This is a genomic window from Bacteroidales bacterium (assembly GCA_012517825.1).
Taxonomy (GTDB): Bacteria; Bacteroidota; Bacteroidia; order Bacteroidales; family JAAYUG01; genus JAAYUG01.
On record JAAYUG010000097.1, the window covers coordinates 1 to 6043 of the forward strand.

The following is a 6043-nucleotide window of genomic DNA, read 5'->3' on the forward strand; positions in this document are numbered from 1 at the left end:
CCCCCGTTTCCCCGAAAATAATTTTCACTGAAAACAATTATCAGGAATATTGTATACAACATATTTTATTTTTGGTCAGTCGAAAAAAAATATGTTACATTCGTAATTTAATAATATAAAACTGTAACATAATACACAAGAAGCAGTGAACGAACGGGAAAAAATATTGCGCCTGCTGGCATACCGGACCGTACTTCAGAGGTTCCGTTCAATGGGCTTCATCAGGGTCTTCTCCGACAATATTGCTGAAGTGCTTGACATTTCCTCTTCTCTTGTGCGGAAGGATTTTTCTGCTTTTGGCATCAGCGGGACACAAAAGGGGGGATACCATATTGAAGACATCCTGGCCCGCATTCAGGGTATCATTGGCTTCTCGGAACCTCAGCGGGTAATTATTGTAGGGGCCGGGCGCATTGGTCAGGCATTGATGCACTATTCGGGGTTCCGTTCTTCCGGCATTGAAATCGTTGCAGGCTTTGACATTGACAGTGCCCGCCAGAACCCTGCCGCTGAAATCCCGGTTTTGCCCATGGAACTGCTCGAAGATTTTATCAGGGAACAGAAGGTACGCATCGCCGTACTGGCTGTTCCGGAGTCGTCGGCCCTGGCCTGCTTTGACCGCCTTGTCCGTGCAGGCATACGCGGTGTACTGAACTTTACCCCCCATAAACTGAAAGGAGATGCCGGTACTGCGGTTTCGAACATCAACATCGAACACGAACTTACGAACCTAATTTACCTGGTGAATCAGCAATGGCAGGTTCCCAGTGAACGTCATACAATCATTTCATAAACAACAAACCTATGGCAACATCAGTAACGTCCATTCTCGAAAAGTACAACAAGGACAAGACCAGGCTGATGGACATTCTTCTGGAAATTCAGGAGGCATTTGGCTATATTTCGTCCGATGCAGTGAATGAAATAGCCCGGTGCTGCAATATTTCCACCGTGGATGTTCAGCAGACCATCTCGTTCTATCATTTTTTCACGCAGAAGCCTACCGGCAAATACACGGTTTACCTTAACAACAGTGTGGTGGCCAACATGATGGGGCGTGAACAGATCAAAGAAACCTTTGAGCGGGAAACCGGTACCAAGTTTGGTCAGGTTTCGGAAGACGGCCTCTTCGGCCTGTTCGACACCTCCTGCATTGGGATGAACGACCAGGAGCCATCAGCCATTATCAACGGAAAGGTCTTTACCAACCTTACTCCCTTCAGGGTAAAGGAACTCGTGCGCGGCATGCGCGAAGGGAAGGACGTGGAAGAACTGATGGTGGAAGGTTATGGCGACGGCAACAACGGCAACAAGCTGGTCAGGAGCATGGTAATGAACAACATCCGCCGGAAAGGGCCTATTCTGGACGACAACTATACCCCCGGCATCGTGATCTGGAAAAAGCTTCCCACGATGACACCCGAGCAGGTAATTGCCGAAGTGAAAGCTTCCAATATAAAAGGTCGCGGAGGCGCCGGGTTCCCCACCGGTCTGAAGTGGGAATTCTGCCGCCGGGCCAAAGGAGACAGAAAATTTATCTTCTGCAATGCCGATGAAGGCGAGCCGGGAACCTTTAAGGACAGGGTGATTCTGACCGAACGGCCCAAACTTCTCTTCGAAGGCATGGTGATTGCTGCCTATGCCGTGGGCGCAACGGAAGGAATCCTCTACGTAAGACACGAATACAAATACCTGCAGAAACATCTGGAAAGCATCCTCCAGGGCGCCCGTGAGCGCAACCTGCTGGGCAAAGATATCGGCGGCATCAAAGGATTCAATTTCGATATCCGTATCCAGTTTGGTGCCGGAGCATATGTATGCGGTGAGGAATCAGCCCTCATTGAGTCGGCCGAAGGGAAACGCGGAGAACCCCGTGACAGGCCGCCTTTCCCGGTGGAAAAGGGGTACCTCGACTATCCCACCGTGGTAAACAACGTGGAAACCCTCTGCGCAGTAGTGAAGGTAATGCTCAACGGCGGCGAATGGTACCGCAGTTTTGGTACGCAGGATTCGACCGGAACCAAACTGCTGAGCGTATCGGGCGACTGCAAGTACCCGGGCGTCTACGAGGTGGAATGGGGATTCAGTGTATATGACATCCTGGGCATGGTGGGGGCAACCCCCGATGTACAGGCTGTGCAGGTGGGAGGCCCTTCCGGAACCCTCCTGGCCCCTGTCGAATTCCGGCGCATCCTCGGCTATGAGGACCTGGCTACCGGAGGTTCCATCATCATCTTTGGCAAGCACAGAGACCTGCTCAAGGATGTGGTACTGAACTTTACCGAATTCTTCATCGATGAATCATGCGGTTCCTGCTCCACCTGCCGCATTATGCCGGTGGTACTGCGAAACAAACTGCTGAAAATTCTCAACGGCAAAGGCGTCATCAAAGACATTGACGACATGCTCGAATGGGCCAAAGTGCTGAAAGCCAGCCGTTGCGGACTGGGACAGACCGCGGCCAATCCCATTGTTTCCAGCATCAAGAATTTCCGGCATCTTTATGAACAAAGGGTGCGCATGGATACTGACTTCGACAGCGGATTCAACCTGGCCGAATCAGTCAGGGATTACATCGAAGCATCCGGACGCGTTATTGTTGAATAATTAATAAATCTCTATACCATGGCCAAAATCGTTAATTTCACAATAGATGGCAAGGACTGCATCGCGGAAGAAGGATTGTACCTGGTGCAGGCCGCCAAAAACAACGGGGTATATATTCCTACCCTGTGCAACTTCGAAGGGGTCAAACCCAAAGGATCCTGCCGCATCTGCACCGTCCGTGTCAATGGCAGGCTGATGACTTCCTGCACCACGCCGGTTACCGACGGCATGAAAGTCGAAAGCAATATGGAAGATATCAATGAACTGCGGAAAGCAATCATTGAACTGCTGTTTGTGGAAGGCAACCATTTCTGCCCTGCCTGTGAGAAAAGCGGAAACTGTGAATTGCAGGCACTTGCCTACCGCTTCCAAATAATGGTTCCCCGCTATCCATATACTTTCCCTCAGCGAAAGGTTGATGCTTCCAATCCTAAAATCATTAAGGAACAGAACCGCTGCATCATGTGCAAGAGGTGCATACGGGCCATCAAAGACGAACAGGGAAGAAGCCTGTTTGCTTACAAAAAACGCGGACACAAGTCAGAAGTAGTTCTTGATCCCATCCTTGGGCGGCAGATGAGCGACGAACTTGCCCGCAAGGCAATGGCCGTCTGTCCGGTAGGTTCCATCCTTGTCCGCGAACAGGGCTTTATCCATCCCATCGGAACCCGCAAGTACGATAAAATGCCAATAGGCAGTGAAATTGAAATGTCTCAACCATCAAAATAACGGGAGGAAACGTATGAGCAAACCTGTAATAGCTACCACATCCCTTGCCGGATGCTTTGGTTGCCACATGTCAATTCTCGATATTGACGAAAAGATTCTTGACCTGATTGAACTGGTTGAGTTTAACAAATCGCCCATTGATGATATCAAACACTTCACCAAACAGTGTGATATTGGCCTGATTGAAGGAGGATGCTGCAACAGCGAAAACATTCATGTACTGCGTGAATTCCGCGAGCATTGCAAAATCCTTGTTTCAGTCGGAGAATGCGCCATCATGGGCGGACTGCCTGCTTTCCGGAACAATATTCCGTTAAAGGAGTGCCTGCGGGAGGCCTATCTGCTCAGCCCTTCCGTTCAGGCAAACCATGAATACATCATTCCCAACGATGAGGATATTCCCATGATTCTTGACAAGGTGTATCCCTGCCATGAAATTGTAAAAATTGATTATTTCCTTCCCGGATGTCCGCCCCGTGCCGAACTGATCTGGGAAGCCCTGGTGGCCCTCATCAAGAATCGCCCGATGGATTTGCCGTACGAAGTAATTAAATACGATTAAGCAAATAGTAAACCGAAAAGAATATGAACCAGAAAATCATCATAGAACCGGTAACCCGTGTGGAAGGACACGGCAAAGTTACCATACATCTTGACGAAGAGGGGAATGTTGCCCGCACCCGACTGCACATCGTTGAATTCAGAGGTTTTGAACGGTTTGTCCAGGGCCGCCCGTACTGGGAAATGCCTGTACTGGTGCAAAGGCTCTGCGGGATCTGTCCGGTGAGCCACCATCTGGCGGCAGCCAAGGCTCTGGATGTGATCGTCGGCGCCGGAACCGGCGAAGGACTTACCCCTGCCGGAGAAAAAATGCGCCGGCTGATGCATTACGGCCAGATCTTTCAGTCACACACCCTCCATTTCTTCCACCTGGCTTCTCCCGACCTCCTGTTCGGCATTGATGCCGACCCGGCTATTCGTAATATTATAGGTGTGGCTCTCAAGCATAAAGACCTGGCTGTTCAGGGAGTGATGATGCGCAAATTCGGGCAGGAAATCATCAAGGCTACGGCTGGCAAAAAGATTCACGGCACCGGAGCTATTCCGGGCGGAATCAACAAACACCTCACCCCTGAAGAGCGGGATATGTTCCTCCATGGACCTGACCCGCTCAACATTGATAAAATGATCGAATGGTCGGTGGCTGCTGTCGATTTCTTCAAATCGTATCACAAAAAGAACAAGGACCTGATTGATAATTTCAGCGTTTTTCCTTCGAACCACCTGAGCCTTGTAAGAAAAGACGGAGCGCTTGACCTCTACCACGGAGTCCTCAGGGCAGTTGATGCCAACGGAAAGAAAATCCTTAACGACGTTGACTATCACGATTACCTGAAGTACATCGACGAGGAAGTCCGGTCGTGGAGCTACATGAAGTTCCCCTACCTGAAGCACCTGGGCAAGGAAAACGGCTGGTACACGGTTGGACCTCTTGCACGGCTCAACACCTGCGACTTCATTCCTACGCCCATTGCACAGAAGGAGTTTGAAGAATTCAAAGCCTACACAAACGGGAAGCCGAACAATATGTCGATGCACATGCACTGGGCACGGCTCATCGAGGTTCTTCATGCCGCCGAAATGATGAAGGAACTCCTGAACGATCCCGATCTGCTTGAGGGAGAACTGGTGGTGAAGGGAAAGAAACAGTATGAAGGAATTGGCCTGATTGAAGCGCCCCGTGGTACCCTTTTCCATCATTACCGTATCAACGAAAACGACCAGGTGGTTATGGCCAACCTGATTGTTTCAACCACCAACAACAACCAGCCCATGAACAATGCGGTAAACGTGGTGGCCAAAAAAATGATGACCGGGCAGAGGGAAATTACCGAAGCGATGAAAAATGCCGTAGAAGTGGCCATCCGGGCATACGACCCCTGCCTGAGCTGTGCCACGCACGCACTGGGCAAAATGCCCCTGGCGCTTTACCTTTACGACAAAGACGATAACCTCATTGATGAATTCATCTCGCAGTGAGCAATCCGCGTATTCTGATCTATGGATATGGCAACCCGGGCCGTCAGGATGACGGCCTGGGTGTTTTTTTGGCCGAAGAAGTAGAAAAATGGGCAAGGGAAAACCATCTGGATCATATCAGAACGGAAACCAATTACCAGCTTAACATAGAGGATGCAGCTGAAATTCATGATGCTGACATTGTGATTTTTGCCGACGCATCCCTTGCCACCGAAGAATCGTTCCGGCTGGAAAAGCTTCAGCCCTCCCCCAGGGTAGAATTTACTATGCATGCGGTTGACCCGGCTTTCATTCTTTATTTGTGCGATACGGTTTACGGCACTATTCCGGAAGCTTATGTGCTTCACCTGAAGGGTGACTCATACGAAATGTACGAAGGCCTGACTGCCAAAGGACAAAAGGTTTTAAAGGAAGCCTTTGGCTGGATCTGTTCCTTCCTGACCAGCAAATCAATTCCTGAATAAGAAATCGGCTTCATATAAATATTTCTTTCTGCTGTCCTTTCGGCATTTGCAATTGTCTTTTCGCTTTACGCTGGAACTCTGGAACGCTGGAACTCTGGAACTTTGGAACATTGGAACATTGGAACCCTGGAACCTCATTATTGGGAAATCGGAAATCTCTGAAAATTTCCTATTTCCAATTTCCAATTTCCTTTACGAGATCA

General features: G+C 49.6%; 5 protein-coding genes and 1 pseudogene. All 6 read left to right on the top strand.

Annotated features, from left to right (window positions below; all coding sequences use genetic code 11):
* The first annotated feature begins 145 nt into the window (after positions 1-145).
* The 6 genes and pseudogenes from GX419_06590 to GX419_06615 all read left to right on the top strand — a co-directional run bounded on the left by GX419_06590 (position 146) and on the right by GX419_06615 (position 5840).
* Positions 146-793, top strand: a pseudogene (locus tag GX419_06590) (redox-sensing transcriptional repressor Rex).
* A gap of 11 nt (positions 794-804) precedes the next feature.
* On the top strand, positions 805-2607 hold the full coding sequence (locus GX419_06595) for a hypothetical protein (protein ID NLI24353.1): 1803 nt from the start codon (positions 805-807) through the stop codon (positions 2605-2607).
* An 18-nt stretch (positions 2608-2625) separates the two neighbouring features.
* Positions 2626-3336: a 2Fe-2S iron-sulfur cluster binding domain-containing protein gene (locus GX419_06600; protein NLI24354.1), complete on the top strand. Its 711-nt coding sequence runs from the start codon at positions 2626-2628 to the stop codon at positions 3334-3336.
* Between the two features lie 13 nt (positions 3337-3349).
* Positions 3350-3898, top strand: coding sequence for an NADP oxidoreductase (locus GX419_06605; protein NLI24355.1), 549 nt, complete (start codon positions 3350-3352; stop codon positions 3896-3898).
* A gap of 23 nt (positions 3899-3921) precedes the next feature.
* Entirely contained in the window at positions 3922-5376 is a 1455-nt protein-coding gene (locus tag GX419_06610) for a Ni/Fe hydrogenase subunit alpha (GenBank protein NLI24356.1), read from the top strand.
* Entirely contained in the window at positions 5373-5840 is a 468-nt protein-coding gene (locus tag GX419_06615; protein NLI24357.1) for a hydrogenase maturation protease, read from the top strand. Before GX419_06610 ends, GX419_06615 begins: the two co-directional genes overlap by 4 nt.
* Positions 5841-6043 lie beyond the last annotated feature (203 nt).

Bases quoted from the DNA above. Each gene is read 5' to 3' on its own strand.
- GX419_06595 (NLI24353.1), top strand. From the start codon at position 805: ATGGCAACATCAGTAACGTCCATTCTCGAAAAGTACAACAAGGACAAG.
- GX419_06600 (NLI24354.1), top strand. From the start codon at position 2,626: ATGGCCAAAATCGTTAATTTCACAATAGATGGCAAGGACTGCATCGCG.
- GX419_06605 (NLI24355.1), top strand. From the start codon at position 3,350: ATGAGCAAACCTGTAATAGCTACCACATCCCTTGCCGGATGCTTTGGT.
- GX419_06610 (NLI24356.1), top strand. From the start codon at position 3,922: ATGAACCAGAAAATCATCATAGAACCGGTAACCCGTGTGGAAGGACAC.